Genomic DNA, 21396 nt, shown 5'->3' on the forward strand with positions numbered 1-21396 from the left:
TTTTTTTCCAGTAGAGCGTTCAAACTCCGGGCTCTACGCCTCAAGCGTAACTTTTTGAGCGGTTCGGCTGCGGGCCGTCAGCACCGCAAACAGAATCAGTCCCACGAACATGAGCGCGCTCATACATAAAAATCCGACCCCCGGCGAGAAGCGGTCGATCACCACGCCAAGCCCCGTCGCAGAAACGGTTTGCAGCAGCAGCGAAATCGCCATCCAAACCGAAGTGGCGCGGCCCATATACGCTTTCGATACCGATTCCATCAGCGTAGTTGTCATCACTATTCGCAGCGACGAATTAGTCAGGCCTATCAATACGCTGCCGAAGTAGAGCAGCAGAATCGTCGAATTAAACGCAACAGCCACGAGGTTTAGCACCGATACCAAAAAGAACAAGACGACCGTACCGTTTGCCGACAGTTTTTTGGCAATAGGAGCGGCTATGAACCCCGAAATAAGTCCACCAATTCCGTAAAACATATCCGCAAGGCCAAATACGACAGAATCTCCTTTAACGGAGTCGCTCACATAACCAGGCAGCACGACGTTAAACACCATCGTAGTCACGAGCGGGATAATGGAGACGACGCCTAGCAAAAAGAGAAACGGGCGTTCCGCCAAATAACGAATGCCGTTTTTGAACGTGACCAAATACGGTTCCCCTTCATTTACTGCCTCAATCGGCGTATAGCGGATACGCGTCAGGAAAAAGCTGCTGACGATAAAAGCGAGCGCATTAAGCAGCAAAATGATTTCAAAGCCAACAAATTTGTATAGGATGCCGGAGAGCGCCCCCGCCATAAACATGCCGACCTGCAGGCTGATTTCGATGAGCGAGTTGCCGTGAATGAGCTCTTTTTCCGTTAGCAGCTCCTGCACCAAACTTCTCGATGCGGACATATAGAGCGCCCAGCCCATTCCGTTAATGGCCGCAAAAGCATACAAATATTCAATGCGGAATCCCGTCCACAAAAAACCTCCCAAAATAAGAAACAGCGCCAGCGCGCGGAGCACATTCGCCCATAAAATGATCGATTTCCGATTCCATTTGTCGATCAAAGTACCCGCAAAAGCGGAAATGAGAAACCCCGCAATGACATTTAGGGAAAGCATCAGTCCGACAGAGGTAATGGAATCGGTCTGATCCATCAAATACCAATTGGCCCCGATAGTGCTCATCCCGACGCCAAAGCCGGAGATGATATCCGCAGCGAAGTACTGGCGGAAGTTTTTTGATCTTAGAACGCTAAACACCATTTGCAACACCTGCAATTTCCCGGATTTGCCGCTCCAAAGGCTCAAGTCCAAATCCTAAATAGTCCAAAACCTCGGTATGCGTCCCGCCATAGATCGGCCAATGCTCGCCCGTTGAATGTGCGTAAATTTCATGCTTAGGCAGCAACAGTGCGAGGTACGAAGCGGTGCCGCCCGTCGCCCGATGCTCCTCTACGACAATGATCCGCTCCGATAGTTCCCCGATCTTGTTCGCCGCTTCTTTCAAACTTTTTATATCGATATAGCACAAGTGGGCATGAACAATAGATTCATCTCTGCGTACGATTTCTTTGCACAGCTCCGTCGCTTGCTCCCCGACCGACACAAGGCAAAGCGGGGCTTTGCCCGCGCCGCTTCCGCCTTCCAGCAAAAGGTCCGTGCAGCTTGAGCCCTCCTCACGCGGCAAGCTTTCAAACGTATCGTTCCGGGCAAGCCGGATATAATACGGCTCCGTTGAAGCCGCTGCTTCGCGGATCACCCTCCTCGTTTCCTCTTCGCCGTGCGGGCAGGCAATCCGCACATTTTGGAACGACTGAACGACTGCGATATCTTCCAGCGCATGATGCGTAGTGCCGAACCAACCGCCGGAAGCCCCGCCGTATGCCGCGACCACCTTGATGTTTTTACCCATATAGCCCATCGTCAGCTTCATACTTTCGGCAGCTCTCAAGGCGGCGAAAGCGGCAAAAGTCGAAAAAAACGGAACATATTCCGCTTCCGCCAGACCTGCCGCTATATCGATGCCCGCAAGCTCCGCAATGCCGAGATTAAAAAACCGGTCCGGATGCGCCTGCTGAAAAGGATGGTTTTTCCCTCCCAAATCGGCTTCGATACAAATAATGTTTTCGTTGTCAAAAGCAAGCTGCGCCAGTTCGTCGCGATAAGCGTCTCTTCCCGACTTTGTCATGCCAGGCTCACCTTCCATCTCTTCGCCAGCTTCTCCGGTATTTTCGCATAATGCGCCTCCGCGTTCCCTTCAAGAGCGGCAACTCCTTTACCTTTCACGGTTGTCGCCAAAACGGCCAGCGGCTTGTCGGACCCCGCAGCTAACGCGTCCAAAATGTCCTCGAAAGAGTGGCCGTCAATTTCCTTAACGGCAAATCCAAACGATTCAAATCGCTCGCGCAAACGGGGCAGCGGGGAAATATCCGCTACGTAGCCGTCATTTTGCCCGCCGTTGCAATCGACGATATAAATAAAATTAGTAAGGGATTGCGCCTGCACAATTTGCGCCGTTTCCCAGCACAGCCCTTCTTGCAGCTCCCCGTCTCCGCCGATGACGATGCCGAGTCCGCCGCTTCCTTTCAGCTTCTGGGCAAGCGCCCAGCCTGCCGCATACGGAACGCCATGGCCCAGACTGCCCGTAGCAAAAGGAATGCCCGGCAGCTTATGGTTGGGATGCCCTGTAAATAACGAGCCTTCCCGGCCGTAGCTCTCCGCCGGATTGTCCGGAATGATGCCGTAAACATGCAGAGCGGCATATAATGCCGTAGCTGCGTGTCCTTTGCTTAAAATGACACTGGAATTGGGATCATGGCCCGCTTTGGCGTAAGCGCCGATCAATAAATCAATAGCCGACAAGCTGCCCCCGATATGGCAGCCCGTAGGAGTGGCAGCCATATCGATAATAAGACTTCTCGCCTCTTTAGCCTTCTCTTGCAACGACAAGATGTCCTCGCTGCGTTCCCTTTGAATCGGTATCGCTTGCTCCACCCGCACCCTCCGTTCGCAGCCGGAACCATTCCGTTACGGCTTCATTTAATAAAGTTCTGGCCTCCTCCGCCTCGCTGTAATGCAAATATTCGTCGTTCGTATGGTCGAGGCTGGAATCGCCCGGCCCGTAGGCGACCATCGGGACGCCTTTCCAAGTCGTGGCTAGCGTGTTCATGTCGCTTGTTCCGCGCTTTTTCAAATAGCGAATCGACTTCCCATGTTTCGCAAAGCTGCGCACAAAAGATTTAACCAGCGTATCCGAACGCGGATTCGCAAATCCCGGTGTGGAGCGAAGCACTTCCACCGTCACTCCGTCGCCGAACTCCAGCTCGACTTTGGCTTTATAGTCGTGACCGGCCGCAGGAGACACTCTAAAGTTCAAAATGCCTACCGCTGTCAGGATGCCTTGTTCGCTGCGATGCTCGATATCGATCAGCGAAGAAAGCGACTCCGCATCAACCTCCTTCACCCGCTGGCGAATGTCCGACACGATGCCGTAAAGCTCGTCGATAACGCTGACCGTATCTTTGGCCGCCGTATGCTCCTGAGGCCGCTGAACGGTTATTCGCAGCTTAAATAGTCCAAAATAGCCAAGCGTCAAGCCCTCCGCGCCGCTCGGCTCGCCGATGATGACGGCATCCGCCCTATAGTGATCGCGAACGTAAAAAGCTCCTTTGGAAGAGGAAATTTCCTCTTCCACCGCCCCAATGACGAGCAGCTTTCCGTTTTCCGGCACCTCAACGTCCTCCAGCGTATGAAGGAAGTTCACGAAGCTGCCTTTGGCGTCGACGACGCCCCTTCCCGTCACGCCCCCCGCATCGCTGCGGACCGGCCATACATGGGGAACCGTATCGGTATGACCAAGGAGCAGCAGCGTTTGCTCCCCGTTTCCTTTTTGAAACACAATATTGCCGGCCTCGTCGATCAGCCCCTCCACCGAAGGATGCTTAACCGATTGCAGCAAATAACGGGCAAGCTCCCGCTCATCTTCGGAAACGGAAGGAATGCGGACCACTTTGTTCAGCAAATCAAACTTTTCGGGGCCGCGCTCCGTGTTCCAAAACCATGTCTTTCCTCCCTCTTCGAGCGAATGGGGACCGGTAATATGCACATCGCTTATTCCTTCCCGTATGGCGACCAAAGCAGCGCGAACCTTCTGCTTCATCCGTCCTATAACGGAGGGCAATTCATCGTTCAAATAAACGTCCGTAATGGTGGAAGAGGGATCGTCGATATCCGTTAGCAAGCCGGGAGTACCCGTTACAAATCTGAGATGGTGGGCGCCTAGATCAACTGCCAAATGGGCGGCAAGCACATCGGCATCGATATTTATATAGGCGCTGATCTCCGGATCCCAAATCGGCGGAGTAAGGACGACAACGTCGAACGATTCCAAAGCCGAATGGAGGAAACCGCTATGGCTTCCCGTAAATTGGCCGAACAAGGAATTGCGGACGATAACCGTTTTCCCGTCTTTAACGGCTTTAATCGGCTTCGCTTTCTGCCCGCGCACAAGACCGTGGTCGCCGCCAAGCTGCGCGAATACCGAAAGCCCGTAGCCCTGCAGTTCCGTGCGAACGACCGACAAAATATTTTCGTGATAGGCTTCCCGAATATAAGGCATCTCTTCGGGCGAGCAATACCGCACCTCGTCGCCGGAAGGCAGTGTCAAAAACGGGAGCGGACGCGCAAGCGATTCATACTTTTGACGAATCGCCTCTGCGCCGCCCGCCACAAGCAGCACCCTGTTGCCTCGTTTCACAAGGCGGTCAATTTCCGCAAAGATGGCAGGATGATGGACAATCGTGCCGCTCCCAAGCTTCACTACATACAAGCTCATTAAGGCCACGCTCCTTCCCCTTCAAATGGCAAGCCCGCTTCCTCTTCATAACCGAAATAAAGATTGGCCGCCTGCACAGCTTGGCCCGCCGCGCCTTTGATCAAATTGTCAATTGTCGCAATCGATACGACGCTTCTACCATCCACATAAGCGCCGACTTCGGCGTAATTGGTGCCCGCTACCGTCTTGATCATCGGCGAACCGCCGCCGGAGTTAAAATAATGAAGGAACGGCTTGGACGCATAAGTTCCGTAAAACGCTTTTTTGACATCGACGGCTGTCACTCCCTCCTTCAGCCAGGAATAAGTGGTCGCCATAATGCCGCGCGGCAAATCCAGGCTGTATACGGAAAATTGCAAATCGACCGTTCGTCCCAAATGAACAGAAAGCGCATTTTCCACCTCAGGCCGGTGCCTGTGTCCATGAACTTTGTAAGCTCTGAAGTTTTGCGAGCGCTCCGCATGATGCTCGGAAGCTTTCTTCCCGCCGCCGCTAGAGCCTGTTTTGGCATCGGTGACAACTCTTCCTTCTATTAAATCGTGAGCGACAAGCGGATAAATCGTATAAAGCGTCGCAACGGCCATACAGCCGGGCAAATTGACGATTTTCACAGAACGGTCGATTTCGCTGAACTCCGGCACAAAATAGTGCCAGCCTCCCTCAAAAGGATATTTGACGGTTTCGGGATAATGCTGCTGCAAGACGTCTTGATCGGCGATCCGGTAATCTCCGCTTACATTAAAAATGTAATCCGTATGCTCCGCCACCCGCTCTATAATTCGCGGCAGCTCTCCCGTAGGCAAACATGCAAAGATGGCATCGTAATGCCCGTCCAAGTCGGCAATTTTGCTAAATTTAAGAGCGCTTGGCTTCTTTTTATGAACCGATCCGATATAATATTTGTCCGCCGCAACTCCCGCCTTTGATTCCGAGGAAACGAAGGCGACTTCGAAATGCGGATGCCTTCCGAGCAGCCTGTACAATTCGGCGCCAGTGAACCCGCTGCCGCCGAGTATGGCTACTCGTCTCTTTCCTTGCCCGCTCATCCCAGTCTCGCGTCTCTTTCATAGGGCGCCTTAAGTTCGCCGCCCCGCTCTACGAGCTCTCGGATGATACGCGGGTTCGCATCGATTTTTTTGAAGGCCAGCGCATACGCTTGAATACGCTCGTATTCGATAGGCGTCCGCAGCTCGCGGCAAATCGTCAAGCTGCTGCGGAGCAATTTCAACGTTTCAGGGAAGTTTTGCAAATCGTAGCCGAAATCTTGGCGTGAGGATAAGGAAAACGGATAGCCGTTGCCGAATCCCTTCCGATTTTTGAACGGAAGATGGCCTGGAATCGGCACGTTTTGCCACTCTCTGGCAAAGACGCCTTCATGATGGATAAGCTGCTCGATCGCATTCTTGACCCGATAGTCATCCAGATCGTCCAGCCCGAGTCGCTCCGGCGACAGCTTGACACGGTACATATTGTAGCTGTGCTTATAGCCCTCAGGGACATGCGGCCCGCTGAACAACTTCGTTTTCGCCAGCTCTCTTGTCAAATAAGAAGCGTTGCGCGCCCTGATCGCGTCGTAGTAAGGAAGCCGATCAAGCTGGCTTAAGCCAAACGCGGCGGCAATCCAGGACATTCGGTAATCGATGCCCGACGTTTCCAGAAACGCCAGCGCCCGCTTGTAATCTTCCTGTTCTTTAAAAAAGGCGATGCCGCCTTCTCCGCCAACAGGGAAGTTTTTGTCCGCCATAAGGCTTTGCCCGGCTCCGTCGCCGATTGATCCTGCTACTTGTCCATGAATGGAAGCGGAATGAGCGTGGGAAGCATCCTCTACGAGCCTCAGCGAATAGTTGTCGGCAATTGCTCTAAGAGCCGGCAAATCGGCAGGCAAGCCGTGCACATGCACCGGCATGATCGCTTTTGTTTTACTTGTAATGGCGGCTTCCACTTTCGTTGGATCAATGCAATACGTAATGGGATCGATATCGACAAAAATCGGAATCGCTTTGGCCGCCACAACGGCTTGCGCCGTCGCAATAAACGTAAACGCGGGAACGATGACCTCATCCCCCGGCTGCACGCCAACGCCAACCAGAGCCAGATGCAGGCTGGACGTGCCGCTTGCCGTCGCAATGGCATAATTCGCCCCTACGTATTTGCGGTAAGCTTCCTTAAACTCCTCAACCACCCCGTCCCCATCCTGCTGGATGGAGACAAACATTTGAATAAGGTCTTCTTTCGTGATGATCGGAAAATTGGTTTTTCTTACGTCTTCCGGGATAACGGACGGCCCTCCGAAGTAGGACAACGTTTCATTGACCCATTCCTCAGACGGCAATTCCAACGGCTTGCGAATAAAATCGGTCTTCATGAGGCTTGATTCCTCCTTAACAGAGCGATCTTGACACATGCCGCCACCAATGGGCTAAGCCTATAATTGAACTGAACCGCAGGCTGCAGCTCCGGCTCGCTTTCCTCCTGCGTCCACATCGTTTGCAAATCGAAGGCGCCGAATATTTTGAGTCGCTCCGCCTTTTTCCATATCTTCTCGTCATTAGCCGCAATGGCTGCAACAGGCCCGAAGCCGAGTCCGCTAAAGTCAAGCACCAGAACGGGCGCTTGCCCGACCGCTCCTTGAACGATCCGGTCCAGCCGCTCCAAATTGTCCCAATTGACGGAAATCGTCTCAAACGCTTTTTCGACAAATGAATCCGTAACAAGAGACACGCCAAGCCAATTGACAAACCGTTTTTCCTGCTCGCTCGGCTCATCGAGCCTGGCAACGGACTGATGGCCGATATCCTGCCCCCATAACGCTCCATGTATGGCTCCAGTGAAGCTGTTGAATAAGGAAACATACCCCGCGCCCGTCAGTTTGGCTATACTTTTTTCAAGCCCCTTCAGCTCAAAATCGTTTTTTTCGATGCTCATAATAACACCCGAGTTCAACACTCTCGACAGTACAAACGATATTGAAAAAAAATGCTCTTTCCCGATAACGGGCACTTGCTTCGTAATTGTCTCTCCCATCTCTCTCCTATGCCTCCCTGTTTACTGAGAATTAACGGTAAGGTTGACCTGACTCCTTGTAGCTAAAACGTCTTTCACATAATGCGCTATGTGGGAAGCGACATCGACGCCATGAACTTTCCAAGACTTTGCGAACTCCGGATTTTGATTGACCTCGCAAACGACATATTTGAGCTGCTTGTAGTCAAAAAACAAATCCGCTCCGTAAATACCTTCGCCAAGCACATCCACGAGCCGGCCGCTGATCGTCTCAATTTCCTCGTTAACGGCAATCGGCTCGATATCCGCGCCCAGATGCGTATTTGTTTTCCAGTTTTCCGCCGACACTCTGCGGAATGCCGCGATCGGAGTACGTCCAACAATGACGACCCGAATGTCGTAATCTCCTTTTTCCACATACTCCTGGACCAGCACCGGGAACGATTGATGACCGGGATCGATCGACTCTCTTGCCGCAATCCAGCCGTCCAAACATTCCGTGCCGGTAATTCTCGCAATTCCTCTACCCCACGAAGATGTCGCAGGTTTAATGACGCAAACATCCCCGAACGCCTGCAAGGCGTCGTACAACTTTGCAGGCGTAAACGCCACTTTGAAATTAGGCTGGGGAATGCCGTTTTTCTGGAATAAAATCGCTTGATGAATTTTATTTGTGCAAGTTCGGATCGCTTGGGTTGAATTCAGAGTGGGCAGTCCGGCAAGCTCTAGAAAATGGGATCTGCTAAGCGCGCTCTTTTGCGACAGGCAGCGGATGAGAGCTAGCCCGAATGAGCTTGAGGCTTCTTCTCCCAAAGGCAAGTCCATGGAATCCAAGTTGACTTTGACGGTTATGCCAAGCTCGCTCAAATAGTCGATAATCCGTTGTTCTTCCTCGCGCAGCTTAGTTACGCACAATAAAACGGCATCGCTTCGCCCCATATTTGCCACCTACTCTCCCCAAGTTTCTTCGATTTCCGGAGCCAGCGCGATCGACACCAAATTGGACTCCACCTGCACCTCATGTTCCTGGCCGCAAGAATCGCACTCCACAATTTCTCCAGTGGTGACACGTTCCTCCACTTCAATTTCCGTTCTGCATACGAGACAGCTCAAATCCGCCATTTTCTCTACACCTCCTATAATTTTGAAAAAAAGAAATCTATTATAACGGAATGCAACATTCCCTTATAACCTCGCTTAACGTAACTTTGCAGCGATATCCCATTGGTTCACATTGTTGAACGTTCCAAGATTGAGTGGTTTTCCGACCAGAACGTCCTTCGACACGACCTGAAGCCTTTTTTCGGAGTAAACGGCCAGCGTCGGCACCTCGTCATGCAAAATCTGCTGCAATTCGTTGTAAATGTCATGCCGCTTCGCCTCGTCGATTTCTTGCTCGCCCAGCTTGATCAATTCGTCTACACGCGGATTGCGGTAACGGATGACGCTTTCGGGATCGTCGCTTTTGTATGTGGTGAAATAAAGGCTAGGCTCAATATAGTAATCCCGCGTAAAAATAGTAATGTCATGCTCGCCTTTTTCCACTTTATCGATTAAAGTCGGGAAGTCGTATTTTTGCACATCGATTTTGAAGCCGACGGCCTCCAAATTTTGCACGAGAATATCCGCCGCCTGCTCGCGAACCTTATTGCCTATCGGAATGAGGAACGACAGCTTCCGGCCGAAGTCCCAGCCTGACTCTTGCAGAAGCTCCTTCGCTTTTTCTGGGTTGTATTCGTAGGGCTGGATTGATTTGTTGAAATAAGGATGAGAGCTTGGAACGCCGCCGTCGATAATTTCCGCCTGTCCTTTCAGCAGCTGTTCAACGATGAGCGGACGGTTCAAGGCATATGCAATAGCTTGGCGCACCTTTTGATCCGAAAGCTTTTCCACGTTGAAAAACAGTTCGGCTGGCTCCGACGCCGTCGCGGAAGTAACCGTGACATTCGGGAAGCCCGTTACTTTCTCGTAATCGGTAATCGGGACAAGCCCGACAGGCAGCGAGTTCAATTGCACTTCGCCCGATTGAAGCTGCGCCACTAGATTGGCAGCCGGGAGCACTTTAATAAAAATGCGGTCGATTTTCGGCACATCCAAATAGTAGTTTTCATTTTTGACCACTTCCACGTATTGCCCTTGCTCGTAATTCGCGTATTTATACGGACCGATCGTCACTTCCGGCTTTTGAAAATACGGATGAGTGGCAATCTGCTCCGGCGTGATGCCCTTTAAAATATGCTCCGGCAAAAAGTTCACTTTCGCCCCAAACCGTTCGTTGAAAACAAGCGGATCAATTGGCGTCTTTGTTTTGATTTCAAAAGTAGAGGCATCGGTAATGCTCAGACCCGCGATGTCCGCCACCCCTTCGTCCAGCTTGCCAAAGTCGTTTACTCCTTCAATAAAATTGAGCTTAAACGAGGTGTCGACTTTCGGATGAAGGGCAAGCTTCAGCGTAAAAGCAACGTCAGCGGTCGTAAATGGAGTGCCGTCGTTCCACTTTGCCCCGCTCTTCAGTTTCACCCGGTATGTTTGCTTGTCAGTCGTTTCAACCGATTCCGCCAGTTTGGGCACAAATTGCGCCGTATCGGTGACGTCCAGCAGCGCGTCGTTCAGCAAACTGATTGGAGCCAGCGACGCGGAATTGTCTTGTGTATTTATGGGATTAAGCGTAACGGGAGCGTTCACGATCCCGATGGTCAACGTTTTGGGAGCTCCTGCGTTCGGTGCTGCAGAAGAGGACGGCGACGAATTTAGCGGCGGGCTGCTAGATGCGCTTTCCTTGGAACCTTCGCTTGTGCAAGCGGTCAGCAGCAAAAATACGGCGATAGCAATAATGAGTCCTTGTTTGGTTTTCGTTCTGTTTCTAGTCATGTTAATCTCTCCCTTAACGTGTGAATGTCAGGCCTTCTATGTTTTGGCGTCCAGTGAATCGCGAAGGCCGTCGCCAACGAAGTTGATGGCCAGCACCGTAGTCAAAATGATGAGTCCGGCCGGAAGCCACAGCCACGGCTGATCCGTCAGCACCGTAATGGACTGCGCATCATGCAGCATATTGCCGAGGCTTGCATGGGGGGATTTCACCCCCATTCCCAAAAAGCTCAGTCCCGCCTCGCTCAAAATCGTTCCAGCCACGCCAAAAGTGGCGTTCACGATGATAGGCCCTAGAGCGTTCGGCAGCATATGCCGAAGCATAATGCGCGGCGTGCCGTATCCGAGCGCCACTCCCGCTTTGACATAATCCAGCTGCTTCATGGACAGGAAGCTTCCTCTCACCAGCATGGCGACCGTCGGCCATTTGAACAGTGCCAGCACCAGCATAATCGTCGTTACGCTTGCCCCAAGCATGCTTACAATAATGAGAACGACCATCATATACGGGAAGCTCAAAAAGATATCGGTCAGCCGCATCAGCAGCATATCCAGCCAGCGTCCATAATAGCCGGCCAGCATGCCGACTATCGTTCCAAAAGCGACATAGACGGCTACTGTGCCAAATCCGATCAGCAGCGAAATTCTTGTACCGTACAGCAAGCGGCTGAGGGCATCTCGTCCCACCTGGTCCGTGCCGAAGGGATGAGCCAGCGACGGTTTTGCGCCAAATGAGTCTGTTACTTCGTTCGGATGGTAAGGAGCTAGCCACGGGGCAAACAAGCTGGCTGCTAGAAGCAGCAGCAGCGCCGCAAGTCCCCATACCGCCAGCCGATGCCGAGCGAACTTTCGGCGTACTCCGGCGGTGAAGCTTTCGGTTTTGGGCAGCACCAAACTATCGTTATTGTAAAATGCCAACCCCTCGCTCTGTTCACGGCTTCCTTCCGGCTGCTCTTGTTTACGCGCTGTCAACTCCTTTGCCGGCATGTCAGCCCCTCCCCTCAGCCGTATTTAATGCGCGGGTCCGCCGCAGCGTATACTAAATCGGCAATCAAATTTGTCGATAGCACAACACATGCCGCCGTCACGTTTAATCCCATCAACACCGGATAGTCTCGCGACATGATCGCCTCCATCGTCAGTCCCCCGATTCCAGGCCATTGGAACACTTGCTCGATCATAATGCTCCCGCCGAGCAGCAGCGGAATTTCCGCTGCCACAACGGTAATGACGGGGACAAGAGCGTTGCGGAGCGCGTGTTTGTTCGTCACCCAAAATTCGGACAACCCTTTGGCCCTCGCCGTCCGCAAATAATCTTGCTGAAGCACATCCAGCATGGCGGCGCGCACATATCTCACCTTTTTCCCCGCAATCGCGACTCCAAGCACCATAACCGGCAAAATCATATGAAGCAGCAAATCGAGCCCGCCTCCCGTTCCGCCTAGCGTGTACATTCCTCCCGTCGGCAGCCATTTGAACTGAATGCCCGCTAAATAAATCAAACCGAGTCCGAGGAAAAACGGCGGAATGGACGTTCCAAGGAAAGACAATCCCGTAAGCAAATAATCGAGCTTTGAGTTTGATTTCATTGCGCTGAAGACGCCTATCGGGATCGCGATCAGCAGTCCGACGAGCAGCGAAGTTGCGGCCAGCAGCAAAGTCGGACCAATTCTTTCGCCGATCAACTCGGCAACGGGGGCGAACGTGCTGAATGAATACCCCAGTTCCCCTTGCAGCAGCCCGCCCAGCCACTTCGCATACTGGACATACAACGGATCGTTTAAACCCAGCAGCTCTTTTTTCAGTTCCAGCATTTCTTTGGGTGTATTCGGGCTGATCAGCATCTCGACGGGATTGCCCGGCGCCATATTCATCATCAGAAAACTGATGACGGTAATGCCGAAAAAAACAGGTACGGCGATTAGCAAACGTTTGATGAAGTAACGAAACATAAGGGGCTCCTTTCCCTAAACGCTGCGTTAGCCAAGTGGAAAATGACATGCCGCCGCATGGCTGCCGTCCGCTAGAGCGGGCTCTTCGAGCCGGCATTTTTGCTGGACGAAGGGGCACCGCGTATGGAATCGGCAGCCGCTAGGCGGATTGGCCGGACTTGGCACATCTCCCTGAACGATCATTCTCTCCCTCGTTCTCAGCAGCGGGTCCGGGGGAGGATAGGCGTTCAGCAGCAGCCGGGTATAGGGATGTTTGGGACTGCGAAACAAAGCGTCAGCATGTGCAAGCTCTACGACTTTGCCCAAATACATAACCGCGATTCGATTGCTCATTTGCTTGACCGCACCTATGCCATGTGCAATAAACAAATACGTCAGCTTCAGCTCATCCTGCAAATCTTGCAGCAGTCCCAATATTTGCGCCCCAATGGAAACATCCAGCGCCGACACAGGCTCATCGCATACAATGAGCTTCGGACGAAAGGAAATCGCTCTGGCAATGCCAATCCGCTGCCTTTGCCCGCCCGAAAACTGATGCGGATATCTCTCGCCCGCTGTGCGGGGAAGTCCTACCAGCGTTAGAAGGCGTTCCACTTCCCGTTGCACTTCTGCACCCTTTGCCAGCTTATGGACGATAAGCGGCTCCGCAAGCGTATCGTAAATTCTCATTTTTGGATTAAGCGAGGCGTACGGGTCTTGAAAAATCATTTGCATCCGAGTACGAACTCGCTTAAGCTTCCTTGGCGGCAAATGCGTAATATCTTCATTTTCAAAAAGAATACGGCCCGAGTTCGACTGCTCCAGACGCAAAATAGTCCGTCCAATCGTCGATTTGCCGCAGCCGGACTCGCCAACCAGCCCGACGGTTTCTCCTTCGAATAAGTTGAAGCTGACATCGTCCACCGCTTTAACGAAACTTCCCGAACGGGAAAAAAGCTGTTTGGGCACCGGATAATACGTTTTAAGTCGATCCAATTGCAAAATAGGTTCCCCTGCTGCCCGTTTGACTGGAAGCTGTACTAACGTCATGCAGTGACCTCCTGCGGCAGCCTTTGTTGGGACACCCGCTCATCGGCGGCGGCCCAGCATCTGACAAGCCCCTCATCCCCTGCCGCAACCAGCGGCGGAAGCTCGCTTGCGCATCTCGCATCGGCAAACGGACATCGGGGATGAAACCGGCAGCCGACTGGCATTTGCGCGAGCGGCGGTACTGTACCGGGAATGGAAGGCAGCCTCCTTCTCCGCTCAAGATCAAGCCGGGGAACGGATCTCATCAGCCCTTGAGTGTAAGGATGCTTCGGCTCTTTAAACAACGTATACACATCGCCCGATTCCACCACTTGTCCCGCGTACATGACGATAACCCGATCCGCCATTTCCGCTACGACGCCCAGATCGTGGGTGACGAGCAAAATGGCAGCTCCGCTCTCCGCCTGCAATTGTTTCATCAGCCCCAAAATTTGCGCCTGTATCGTTACGTCAAGCGCCGTCGTCGGCTCATCCGCAATAAGCAGCTTCGGAGAGCAAGCAAGCGCCATCGCGATCATGACCCGCTGCTGCATACCGCCGGACAAGGAATGCGGGTATTGCCGGGCGGCCGCTTCCGGCCTCGGAATGCCAACCTTCCGCAGCAGATCCACAGCCCTTTTTTTCGCCTCTCTGCGCCGCAGCTTCAAATGAAGGCGAATCGACTCTTCAATTTGCTCGCCAACGGGAATAACGGGATTAAGCGAAGTCATCGGCTCCTGAAAAATCATCGCCATTTCGTTTCCGCGCAGTTCTCTAAGCTGCTCATCGCCGCAAGCGGCAATCGACTGCCCGCCTAAGCGGATATCGCCTTCAGCGATGGAGCCATTTGCTCCAAGCAGCCCCATTATCGCAAGCGACGTTACACTTTTGCCGCAGCCCGATTCGCCAACGATGGCTACCGTCTCTCCTTCACTGAGACTGAAGCTGACATCGTCGACGGAGACGAGACGTTCGCCGCCGTTCTGAAACGTCACTTTCAGCCGCTCCACTTCGAGTAGCTGCCCCATATCCCTCACCGGCCTTTCTATCGGTTGTTGCCTTCGTTTACAATTCCTTATAATTCCGATAAAAATAATATGATTTAACTATAATCAGCATACCTGATATTTACATCTTTGGATAATAGAATAAATCTATTTAACGATAGATTAGTCCTCTAGCCCTCTACCGCACCTGGCACAAAAAAGCCGCCCGCTTGGCCATCCATTTGGAATGGGCAATGCGAGCGGCTTTTACAGCCTAATAGAACTATTCATTCGTTCGTTTAGATGGTTCAACTTAGCTCGATCGCTTTTGTCGCGATATGTTTGCAAAACTCGCTGTCATGCTCTACAAACAGGATAGTCGGGCAATGCTCCAGCAGCAGCTCTTCGATTTGCATCCGGGAGACGACGTCGATAAAATTGAGCGGTTCATCCCAAATATGCAAATGAGCCTGTTCAGAGAGACTTTTGGCCAGGAGCACCTTCTTTTTTTGTCCGCCGCTAAACGACGAAATATCCTTTTCGAATTGCAGGCGCGAAAAATCGAGTTTTCTCAAAATCGCTTTGAACAAACTTTCGTCGATTCCGTTTCTTTGGGCAAACTCCGTCAAGCCGCCCTGCAAATGTGAAGTCACTTGCGACACATAAGAAATGCGAAGTTGACTGCCTATTCGAACCGTACCGGAGTAGTCGATCTCCTCGCCGCAAATCAATTTCAACAAGCTCGATTTGCCCGAGCCGTTCGGGCCGGAAAGCGCAATCCGGTCACCCTGCTGAATCGTAAAGCTGACGTCCGTGCATGCCGTTTTGTCCCCGTAACGAACGGTCACGCGGTCCAGCTCGACCAGTTGGTGCTTATGATAGGCAAGCTGAGTCAGCTTTAAGCTTTCCGAGCTTTCGATATTTTTTAGCAGCCGGGATTTGTCTTCTATGGCAGAATGCTGTCTTTGCTCAATCGATTTGGATCGTTTCATCATTTTGGCTGCTTTATGGCCGATGTAGCCTCTATCCGGCCTGAGGCCAGAGTTGCGGGTTCCGTTTTTTGTTTTCTCCACTTCATGCGACCAGTTGCTTGTGCGCTCGGCCGCCTCGGACAGCCGCTTAATGTCCTTCTTCAGCCTTGCGTTTTCGGCAAGCTCGAATCCATCCTGCCGCTGCTTGTTTTCCCACCAATCGGAGAAGCTCCCCCTTTGAATCTCAATATTCGTTTTGTTGATGGAAACAATGTGGTCTACGCAATTGTCCAAAAACGCCCTGTCATGCGATACCAGAATAAATCCGCTTTTTCCCTTCAAATAATCGCTGACCAGCTTTCTCGCATGAACGTCCAAATGGTTAGTCGGCTCGTCAATAAGCAGGAAGCGGTTTTCCTTCAAAAATAAAGTCGCCAGCAGCACTTTCGTCTGCTCTCCGCTCGACAACGATTCAAATGGACGGTACAGGGCATCCTCTCCTACCTTCAGCAGCGTTAGCTCGCGCATCAGCCGCCAATGCTCGTAATCGGGATAAATGTCCGAAACCACGTCAATCGTCAAGTTTTCCTTGTTATGAACGGGGAAAGGAAAATAATCGAATCCGACGCTCGACGAAATCGAGCCGCTGTATTCATATTTGCCCAGCAACAACTGGAGAAACGTCGTTTTGCCGCGGCCGTTCCGGCCCGTAAACCCAAGTTTCCAATCCGTATCCATTTGAAAGCTAACATTCTCAAAAATATAGTCGTAACTGCCGTCGTAGGCAAACGTAAGATTCGTCACATTGATTAATGACATAGGTCATACCTCCTTCAAAATCCGGGAAAATAAAAAGAGCTGCAAGAAAGTTACCTCTCTCGCAGCTCAAAAAAACGGCAAATCAAACCCTAATCAGGGCATGAAATGGATCTATTTTGAGTGAAGAAATGGAGTAACTTTCTTGCCCACAAAGAAATAAAGTCCCATGACTTTACTCTTTAAACGCGAGGCAAAAAAGACTACTCCATCCGCTTCATCTCCAATCGTTAAATGTTAGCGCGATTATAGCACATGCCATTTTCCGATGCAATAGACGATGTTTAAATAATAAGTTGTTTTATACGTTTGCTTTTACCCCTTCCGACGCTTTAGCAGCCGTAAACCGGTTCGCCGGAACCGGCAGCTCCAAATGTCCGCGAAGCGTATCGGCTTCATATTCCGTGCGATAAATGCCTCTTTCTTGCAAGATCGGCACAACCAGCTCCACAAAGTCTTCCAGCGCGCTTGGAAGAGGCGGACTAATAATAAAGCCGTCGGCTGCCTCTTCCTCGTACCACTGCTCAATGAGATCGGCGATTTTTTCCGGCGTTCCAATAAAGGCGGTTCGCGGAGCAGCTGATTGCAGCGCAACTTGGCGTAGCGTCAGCCCTTTTTCCTTCGCCGATTGTTTAATTTTATCCGTCGTGCTGCGGAAGCTGTTGCTGCCAACGCTACCGAGCTCTGGGAAAGGATCGTCGAGCGGATATTGCGTAAAATCGTGATGGTCGAAAAACCGCCCTAAATATTGCAGCGCCAATTCGATGTTCATCAAGCCGGCCAGCTCCTCATGCTTACGGTCGGCCTCCTCTTGAGTCCGTCCAATTATAGGGCCAATCCCTGGCAAAATGACGATATCGTCGCGCGAGCGGCCTGCCGCCACCGTGCGGTCTTTGACATCCTTGTAAAATTGTTTGGCGTCTTCAATCGTGTCATGCCCGGTAAAGACGGCATCCGCGCTTCTTGCAGCCAAATTTTTGCCGCTTTCGGACGAGCCCGCTTGAAAGATGACGGGATGTCCTTGCTTGGAACGAGCCAAATTAAGCGGGCCCTCCACCGAAAAATAGGTTCCTTTATGCTGAATGCGATGCAGCTTCTCCGGATGAAAAAAAACGCCGCTTTCCTTATCCCGCGGAAATGCGTCGTCTTCCCAGGAATCCCATAAGCCTCGCACTATTTCCAAATGTTCCTCCGCTATTTTGTACCGCACGTCATGGGCGGGATGCTCCGCTTTACCGTAATTGAGAGCCGAGCCCTCCAGCGGCGAAGTGACGACATTCCATCCCGCGCGGCCGCCGCTAATATGATCAATGGAGCCAAATTGCCGGGCAACGGTAAACGGCTCGCTGTAGGAGCTAGACAATGTACCGACAAGACCGATCTTGGACGTGACGGCTCCAAGCGCCGCCAATATCGTAATCGGCTCAAAACGGTTCAAAAAATGCGGAATTGATTTTTCGTTAATAAACAAGCCGTCCGCAATAAAAGCGAGATCAAATTTTCCGGCTTCCGCGATCAACGCTTGCCTTTTGTAAAACGGAAGGCTAACGCTCGCATCAACCGGAACTTCCGGGTGCCGCCATGCCGCCGCGTTGCCGCCTACACCGTGAATGAGCGCGCCGAATTTCAGCTTCTTTCGTGCCGCCATATCAATTCCTCCTGCCCTATCTCTTTTTTTAAGCTTGCAGCTGCGTCCACTGCTTCAAATTAACCCGATAGCTTTTCACAACGCCGTCTTCCTTGACGATATCCTTCTCCACCGCCCGCTCGAAACCGAGCCGTTCGTACAGCCTGACGGCAGACTTCATCAAATCGGAGGTGTGCAGATGGAGCGTGTCTGCGCCAAAAGCAATCGACTTCGCCGCGCTTGCCCGAATAAGCGCCGTCGCGACGCCATGCCCTCTGACATTGCGCTTAACTGCAAGCAATCTCATAATGGGCGTCTGAATGTTAAGCTCGGGCAAGCCGTATGCCGCCTCGGAGGTGCTATACAAAAAAACGCTGCCCACCAGCTCTCCATTCAGCAGCGCGACGATTCTTGCGGTCACCTTCGTGTCCGTCACGGAATCGCTTATGTTTGCCTTATATTGCTCCCATCGTTCTTGCGGATACAAAAATTCATATTCGGCATATGCGTCCAGCAGCACATTCCGTATCGCTTCTTGATCGGAAGGCACCGCCTCTCGTGTCCATACGGCCAGTTCCGGCATCCTCGTCGCCCCGCTTTCTTATCCATTAAATTAAATCGCGCAGCTTGAGCCCTTTGATTCGCTCTCTCCCTGCCGAATTCTTGCAATTTGCGCCAAATGGGTTTGAACGTGACCGATAAACAGCTTGATGATCGTATCCAGCGTTACTGTTTCTCCTTTTGCATTGACGCCGGTCAGCTCCCACTGCTCCGGCTCCAGCCGCTTAAGCAGCAAGCTATTGTAGACGAGCAGCGCATGGAAAGCGTTCAGATGGTCCCGGGCATCGCCTTCATTCGCCTGTTGCCCGGCCACCCATGCATCCTGCTGAAAAGCGGGAAAGCGAACGGTCGACTGAGCAAGCAGCTCCCGAATGCGAAAGGAAACGACAATATGATGATCGGCAAGATGGGCCAGCACTTCCGTTACGCTCCATACATTCGGGGCCGCTTTCCAGCGCAGCGCCTCATCGGGCAGTCCTTCCACCGCCTCGGCCAACTGATTGTACGTATGCAAATACGACTCGATTTGAACCGATCGTGTACTCATGTTCGACTCTCCACCTTTTCCTTGGATTCATCAGCCTCCGCCAGACGGTTGATCGCATCCAGTGCCAGCTCGGCAAAAAAAGCGGCGCCAAGCGGCAAAGCACGTTCATCCACATCAAAGGCGGGGTGATGCCATTCATTCGGGCCAGAAGTGCCCAGAAACACGAACAACCCCGGCGTTTCTTTCAAATAAAAGGAGAAATCTTCTCCGGCGGGCGACGGCACAGGCTCGATAACTCTAAGACCTGCCGCTTCCGCCGAACGTTTCGCGACTTGCGCCCATTCCGCATCGTTAACGACCGGGTTCGGTCCGTTAATCCAGCTTACACGAGCTTTCGCTCCGAACGCTTCCGCTACGCTCACGGCAATTCGCTCCAGCTGCTGGCGAACGCGGGACCGCACGTTTTCGTCGAAGGTGCGCAGCGTCCCGTCGAAAATCGCTTTGTCCGGGATTACGTTCCATGCCGTTCCGGCGTTCAGCCGGGTTACGCTGACCACTGCGGAGTCCAGCGCCCCCACGTTGCGGCTGACAATGGATTGCAGCGCCGTCACGATATGCGCGGAAACGACAATAGGATCGATAGACGCTTCCGGCACGGCGGCATGGCTTCCTCTTCCCGCTACTTCAACGACAAAACCGTCGGCCGCCGCCATTAACGGTCCTCCCTTAATGCCAATCGTCCCGACGGGTAAATCCGGCTTATTGTGCAAACCAAATACGGCGCTTACCCCTTCCAGCGCTCCGCTTGCTATCACTTGCAGCGCGCCCTTCGCTTTTTCTTCCGCCGGCTGGAACAGAAATCGAACTGTACCGCCTAGTTCCTCTTCCCGCTCTTTCAGCAGGAAAGCCGCCCCAAGCACGGCTGCGGTATGAAAGTCATGCCCGCAAGCATGCATTTTCCCGGCATGGCGCGATGCAAATGGCAGACCCGTCTCCTCCTGAATCGGAAGCGCATCGATATCCGCCCGAATGGCAATGACAGGGCCTCCGCGATGACCGCCCACTTCAGCCACAACGCCGGTTCGAAGCGGATAGTCAGCGGGCTGAATACCAGCCTCCGCAAGCCAGCGGCGAATCGCTTCGGTCGTTTCCTTTTCTTCATGGGACAGCTCAGGATTTTCATGGAGCGCCCGTCTAATGGCAATTAGCCTTTTTTCAAGTTTAATCGTATCAGTCATGCTCATGCTTCCTCCTTGTTCGGGGATGGCAGAGCTTAAACGGCAAGCTCTTCGAACGCTTCCTTCAACAAAGTGAAAGAACGAACCCGTTTTTCGAAATCGGCCACAACCGTTGTAAAAATAAATTCGTCAACGCCGTATTTCTCCCTATACTCCAATATCCGCTCGCGGGCAGTTTCTTTTGTGCCCTTTGTAATATCCGCATCGCGAACTTCCGCCGTATAGCTTTCTCCGGCTTGACGCGCAAACTCCTCCGCTTGCTCCACTGTGCCGACATTAATCGTTTTGCCGCTGGCGAGCGTCACCCGTACGCTTTTGGAATCGCCCGCAAGCTGTTCCGCCTCTTCCACCGTATCGGCAGCGATAACGGCCAGCGCCAGAATGGAACGCGGCTCGCCGCCCTTCTCCCGGTTAAAGCGGCTTCTATACGTCTCGAAAGCGAGGAGCGCTGCTTCCGGGTCATTATTAATAAATAAGGCAAACACATAAGGAAGCCCTCTTTCGGCTGCCAGCTCCGCACTCGATACGCTTGTTCCAAGCAAATAAATGTCGGCTGGGCGGTCCGGCAGAGGTGTCGCTTTTAATCCGGCAAGCGGGTGGCCTTCTTGCGCCGCTCCGTTTAGATACTGATAGAGCTCCGACAATTTGTCCTCCAGCTTCGCTGAATCAGGAGGCTGAAGCGCACGGGTCGAGCGCGGCAATCCGCCCGGAGCGCGGCCGATGCCAAGCTCGATTCTCCCCGGGGCAAGCGTCGCGAGCACATTAAAATTTTCCGCTACCTTGTAAGGGGAATAATGCTGGAGCATGACGCCGCCCGATCCGATGCGGATCGTCTCCGTTTGAGCCAGCAAATAAGAAATAAGCACTTCCGGCGACGAGCCTGCGAGATGAGCCGAGTCGTGATGCTCCGATACCCAAAACCGCTCGTAGCCAAGCGTTTCCGCCAGCTTCGCAAGCTTGACGGTATTGCCGATCGCTGTAGCCGGCGTTTGTCCGGGAAATACGATGCTTTGATCCAAAATGCCAAATGATATAGCCATCTCTATCCGCTCCT

The 21396-nt window shown here is 52.5% G+C and carries 20 protein-coding genes; all 20 read right to left on the minus strand.

The features are described 5' to 3' along the window. Positions 1-33: 33 nt before the first annotated feature. Entirely contained in the window at positions 34-1254 is a 1221-nt protein-coding gene (locus ACFQZE_RS05380; protein WP_379354423.1) for an MFS transporter, read from the minus strand. Continuing rightward, a complete protein-coding gene (locus ACFQZE_RS05385) occupies positions 1244-2179 on the minus strand; it encodes a transketolase family protein (RefSeq protein ID WP_379354425.1) in 936 nt (311 codons plus the stop codon). The genes ACFQZE_RS05380 and ACFQZE_RS05385 overlap by 11 nt, the downstream gene beginning before the upstream one ends. Beyond that, positions 2176-2985 (minus strand): 1-deoxy-D-xylulose-5-phosphate synthase N-terminal domain-containing protein, encoded by an 810-nt coding sequence (locus ACFQZE_RS05390; RefSeq protein WP_379354427.1) that lies wholly within the window; start codon positions 2983-2985, stop codon positions 2176-2178. The genes ACFQZE_RS05385 and ACFQZE_RS05390 overlap by 4 nt, the downstream gene beginning before the upstream one ends. Continuing rightward, positions 2918-4825: a M20/M25/M40 family metallo-hydrolase gene (locus tag ACFQZE_RS05395; RefSeq protein ID WP_379354429.1), complete on the minus strand. Its 1908-nt coding sequence runs from the start codon at positions 4823-4825 to the stop codon at positions 2918-2920. The genes ACFQZE_RS05390 and ACFQZE_RS05395 overlap by 68 nt, the downstream gene beginning before the upstream one ends. Beyond that, positions 4825-5871 carry an N-acetyl-gamma-glutamyl-phosphate reductase gene (gene argC / locus ACFQZE_RS05400; protein ID WP_379354431.1) on the minus strand — a complete coding sequence of 349 codons (1047 nt, stop codon included), beginning with the start codon at positions 5869-5871 and terminating at the stop codon, positions 4825-4827. Before argC ends, ACFQZE_RS05395 begins: the two co-directional genes overlap by 1 nt. Beyond that, positions 5868-7190: a DegT/DnrJ/EryC1/StrS aminotransferase family protein gene (locus ACFQZE_RS05405; RefSeq protein ID WP_379354433.1), complete on the minus strand. Its 1323-nt coding sequence runs from the start codon at positions 7188-7190 to the stop codon at positions 5868-5870. The genes argC and ACFQZE_RS05405 overlap by 4 nt, the downstream gene beginning before the upstream one ends. Then, positions 7187-7849 (minus strand): degT/DnrJ/EryC1/StrS aminotransferase, encoded by a 663-nt coding sequence (locus ACFQZE_RS05410; protein WP_379354435.1) that lies wholly within the window; start codon positions 7847-7849, stop codon positions 7187-7189. The genes ACFQZE_RS05405 and ACFQZE_RS05410 overlap by 4 nt, the downstream gene beginning before the upstream one ends. A 21-nt stretch (positions 7850-7870) precedes the next feature. After that, positions 7871-8767 (minus strand): RimK family alpha-L-glutamate ligase, encoded by an 897-nt coding sequence (locus ACFQZE_RS05415; RefSeq protein ID WP_379354437.1) that lies wholly within the window; start codon positions 8765-8767, stop codon positions 7871-7873. Between the two features lie 9 nt (positions 8768-8776). Beyond that, positions 8777-8950, minus strand: a complete 174-nt coding sequence (locus ACFQZE_RS05420; protein WP_379354439.1) for a lysine biosynthesis protein LysW — start codon at positions 8948-8950, stop codon at positions 8777-8779. Between the two features lie 75 nt (positions 8951-9025). After that, positions 9026-10699 (minus strand): ABC transporter substrate-binding protein, encoded by a 1674-nt coding sequence (locus tag ACFQZE_RS05425; protein WP_379354441.1) that lies wholly within the window; start codon positions 10697-10699, stop codon positions 9026-9028. Between the two features lie 36 nt (positions 10700-10735). Then, on the minus strand, positions 10736-11683 hold the full coding sequence (locus ACFQZE_RS05430; protein ID WP_379354443.1) for an ABC transporter permease: 948 nt from the start codon (positions 11681-11683) through the stop codon (positions 10736-10738). Between the two features lie 14 nt (positions 11684-11697). Beyond that, a complete protein-coding gene (locus tag ACFQZE_RS05435; protein WP_379354445.1) occupies positions 11698-12648 on the minus strand; it encodes an ABC transporter permease in 951 nt (316 codons plus the stop codon). A 27-nt stretch (positions 12649-12675) separates the two neighbouring features. After that, the gene (locus tag ACFQZE_RS05440; RefSeq protein ID WP_379354447.1) at positions 12676-13677 is read right to left on the minus strand and encodes an ABC transporter ATP-binding protein; all 1002 of its coding nucleotides are present in this window, start codon (positions 13675-13677) and stop codon (positions 12676-12678) included. Beyond that, the gene (locus tag ACFQZE_RS05445) at positions 13674-14684 is read right to left on the minus strand and encodes an ABC transporter ATP-binding protein (protein ID WP_379354449.1); all 1011 of its coding nucleotides are present in this window, start codon (positions 14682-14684) and stop codon (positions 13674-13676) included. The genes ACFQZE_RS05440 and ACFQZE_RS05445 overlap by 4 nt, the downstream gene beginning before the upstream one ends. Positions 14685-14950: 266 nt before the next feature. Continuing rightward, entirely contained in the window at positions 14951-16432 is a 1482-nt protein-coding gene (locus ACFQZE_RS05450; RefSeq protein WP_379354451.1) for an Lsa family ABC-F type ribosomal protection protein, read from the minus strand. Between the two features lie 298 nt (positions 16433-16730). Then, positions 16731-18077, minus strand: a complete 1347-nt coding sequence (locus tag ACFQZE_RS05455; RefSeq protein ID WP_379354453.1) for an LLM class flavin-dependent oxidoreductase — start codon at positions 18075-18077, stop codon at positions 16731-16733. A 28-nt stretch (positions 18078-18105) separates the two neighbouring features. Next, positions 18106-18639: a GNAT family N-acetyltransferase gene (locus ACFQZE_RS05460; RefSeq protein ID WP_379354456.1), complete on the minus strand. Its 534-nt coding sequence runs from the start codon at positions 18637-18639 to the stop codon at positions 18106-18108. A 30-nt stretch (positions 18640-18669) separates the two neighbouring features. After that, a complete protein-coding gene (locus ACFQZE_RS05465) occupies positions 18670-19164 on the minus strand; it encodes a DinB family protein (protein ID WP_379354458.1) in 495 nt (164 codons plus the stop codon). Then, positions 19161-20342 carry an amidohydrolase gene (locus ACFQZE_RS05470; protein WP_379354460.1) on the minus strand — a complete coding sequence of 394 codons (1182 nt, stop codon included), beginning with the start codon at positions 20340-20342 and terminating at the stop codon, positions 19161-19163. The genes ACFQZE_RS05465 and ACFQZE_RS05470 overlap by 4 nt, the downstream gene beginning before the upstream one ends. A gap of 35 nt (positions 20343-20377) precedes the next feature. Further along, complete coding sequence (locus ACFQZE_RS05475) at positions 20378-21382, minus strand: LLM class flavin-dependent oxidoreductase (RefSeq protein WP_379354462.1); 1005 nt, start codon at positions 21380-21382, stop codon at positions 20378-20380. Between the last annotated feature and the right edge of the window lie 14 nt (positions 21383-21396).

This window comes from Paenibacillus sp. GCM10027627, from assembly GCF_042675505.1.
Classification (GTDB): Bacteria; Bacillota; Bacilli; order Paenibacillales; family Paenibacillaceae; genus Pristimantibacillus.